Genomic DNA, 3,295 nt, shown 5'->3' with positions numbered 1-3,295 from the left:
TGCCCGGCAGCGACCTACTCTCGCAGGGGGAAGCCCCCAACTACCATTGGCGCGGAGAAGCTTAACTACCGTGTTCGGGATGGGAACGGGTGTGACCTTCTCGCCATAACTACCAGACAATATTGAGTTGTTGAAAGATTGCTCTCTCAAAACTAGAGAAGAAAGGGTTCAGTTAGGTAACTTCGTTTCATTTTTTGGTTAAGTCCTCGATCGATTAGTATTTGTCCGCTCCATGTATCGCTACACTTCCACTCCAAACCTATCTACCTGATCATCTTTCAGGGATCTTACTTTCCGAAGAAATGGGAAATCTCATCTTGAGGGGGGCTTCACGCTTAGATGCTTTCAGCGTTTATCCCTGCCACACATAGCTACCCAGCGATGCTCCTGGCGGAACAACTGGTACACCAGCGGTGTGTCCATCCCGGTCCTCTCGTACTAAGGACAGCTCCTCTCAAATTTCCTGCGCCCGCGACGGATAGGGACCGAACTGTCTCACGACGTTCTGAACCCAGCTCGCGTGCCGCTTTAATGGGCGAACAGCCCAACCCTTGGGACCGACTACAGCCCCAGGATGCGACGAGCCGACATCGAGGTGCCAAACCTCCCCGTCGATGTGGACTCTTGGGGGAGATAAGCCTGTTATCCCCGGGGTAGCTTTTATCCGTTGAGCGATGGCCCTTCCATGCGGAACCACCGGATCACTAAGCCCGACTTTCGTCCCTGCTCGACTTGTCAGTCTCGCAGTCAAGCTCCCTTGTGCCTTTACACTCTGCGAATGATTTCCATCCATTCTGAGGGAACCTTTGGGCGCCTCCGTTACTCTTTAGGAGGCGACCGCCCCAGTCAAACTGCCCACCTGACACTGTCTCCCCACGCGCTAAGCGTGGCGGGTTAGAATGGTCATACAGCCAGGGTAGTATCCCACCATTGCCTCCTCGTATGCTAGCGCACACGTCTCTTCGGCTCCTACCTATCCTGTACAAGCGGTACAAACATTCCATATCAGGTTGCAGTAAAGCTCCACGGGGTCTTTCCGTCCTGTCGCGGGTAACCTGCATCTTCACAGGTACTATAATTTCACCGAGTCTCTCGTTGAGACAGTGCCCAGATCGTTGCGCCTTTCGTGCGGGTCGGAACTTACCCGACAAGGAATTTCGCTACCTTAGGACCGTTATAGTTACGGCCGCCGTTTACTGGGGCTTCAATTCGTACCTTCGCCGAAGCTAAGCACTCCTCTTAACCTTCCAGCACCGGGCAGGCGTCAGCCCCTATACGTCACCTTACGGTTTTGCAGAGACCTGTGTTTTTGCTAAACAGTCGCCTGGGCCTATTCACTGCGGCTCTCTCGGGCTTTCACCCTAATAGAGCACCCCTTCTCCCGAAGTTACGGGGTCATTTTGCCGAGTTCCTTAACGAGAGTTCTCTCGCTCACCTTAGGATTCTCTCCTCATCTACCTGTGTCGGTTTGCGGTACGGGCAGTACTACTCTTCCTAGAGGCTTTTCTTGACAGCGTGAAATCAGGAACTTCCGTACTTAATTTCCTTCCCCATCACAGCTCATGCTTCGCGAGAAGCGGATTTGCCTACTTCTCACACTCACTGCTTGGACGCACATTTCCATTCGTGCGATTCCCTATCCTTCTGTGTCACCCCATCGGTTAAACAATTAGCACTGGTACAGGAATCTCTACCTGTTGTCCATCGCCTACGCCTATCGGCCTCGGCTTAGGTCCCGACTAACCCTGAGCGGACGAGCCTTCCTCAGGAAACCTTAGATATTCGGTGGAAGGGATTCTCACCCTTCTTTCGCTACTCATACCGGCATTCTCACTTCTAAGCGCTCCACCAGTCCTTCCGGTCTGACTTCACCGCCCTTAGAACGCTCTCCTACCACGAACCTCTAATGAGGTTCATCCACAGTTTCGGTAATATGTTTAGCCCCGGTACATTTTCGGCGCGGGGTCACTCGACCAGTGAGCTATTACGCACTCTTTCAATGGTGGCTGCTTCTAAGCCAACATCCTGGTTGTCTAAGCAACCCCACATCCTTTTCCACTTAACATATATTTTGGGACCTTAACTGGTGGTCTGGGCTGTTTCCCTTTCGACTACGGATCTTATCACTCGCAGTCTGACTCCCGAGTATAAGTACATGGCATTCGGAGTTTATCTGAATTCGGTAACCCGAGAAGGGCCCCTAGTCCAAACAGTGCTCTACCTCCATGACTCTTTACCTCGAGGCTAGCCCTAAAGCTATTTCGGAGAGAACCAGCTATCTCCAAGTTCGATTGGAATTTCTCCGCTACCCACACCTCATCCCCGCACTTTTCAACGTGCGTGGGTTCGGACCTCCAGTAAGTATTACCTTACCTTCATCCTGGACATGGGTAGATCACCTGGTTTCGGGTCTACGACCTGTTACTTATTCGCCCTATTCAGACTCGCTTTCGCTACGGCTCCGCTTTTTCCGCTTAACCTTGCAACAAATCGTAACTCGCCGGTTCATTCTACAAAAGGCACGCTATCACCCATTAACGGGCTCTAACTACTTGTAGGCACACGGTTTCAGGAACTGTTTCACTCCCCTTCCGGGGTGCTTTTCACCTTTCCCTCACGGTACTGGTTCACTATCGGTCACTAGGGAGTATTTAGCCTTGGGAGATGGTCCTCCCGGATTCCGACGGAATTTCACGTGTTCCGCCGTACTCAGGATCCACTCTGGAGGGAAAACCATTTCAACTACCGGGCTGTTACCGTCTTTGGCGGGCCTTTCCAGACCGCTTCATTTATAGCTTTCTTTTGTAACTCCGTATAGAGTGTCCTACAACCCCAAGAAGCAAGCTTCTTGGTTTGGGCTCTTTCCGTTTCGCTCGCCGCTACTCAGGAAATCGATTTTTCTTTCTCTTCCTCCAGGTACTTAGATGTTTCAGTTCCCTGGGTCTGCCTTCCTTACGCTATGTATTCACGTAAGGATACTATCCGACTAAAGATAGTGGGTTCCCCCATTCGGAAATCTCTGGATCAACGCTTACGTACAGCTCCCCAAAGCATATCGGTGTTAGTCCCGTCCTTCTTCGGCTCCTAGTGCCAAGGCATCCACCGTGCGCCCTTTCTAACTTAACCAATTTACTTCTACGAAGTAAAGGTTGTTTTTCTGATTTTCTGTATCAGCGATGATACTTCCAATCAGATGAAAGATTCACTTTCAGATGATTCTCGGTTACTTGTGTCATAAATAATAAATTATCTATGCTAACTTTACTAACTTTCTTATCTAGTTTTCAAAGAACAA

General features: G+C 50.6%; 2 rRNA genes. Both read right to left on the bottom strand.

From position 1 onward, the window contains the following. Nucleotide 1 precedes the first annotated feature (1 nt). Nucleotides 2-117: ribosomal RNA gene (gene rrf, locus HCJ55_RS13855) — 5S ribosomal RNA — on the bottom strand. Between the two features lie 77 nt (nt 118-194). Continuing rightward, nucleotides 195-3,126 (bottom strand): 23S ribosomal RNA (locus HCJ55_RS13850). Nucleotides 3,127-3,295: the final 169 nt, after the last annotated feature.

The sequence above is a fragment of the Listeria marthii genome (assembly GCF_014227425.1).
Taxonomy (GTDB): Bacteria; Bacillota; Bacilli; order Lactobacillales; family Listeriaceae; genus Listeria; species Listeria marthii.
Note: the sequence above shows the minus strand (reverse complement) of the source record. Positions and strands in the feature narration are given on the sequence as shown.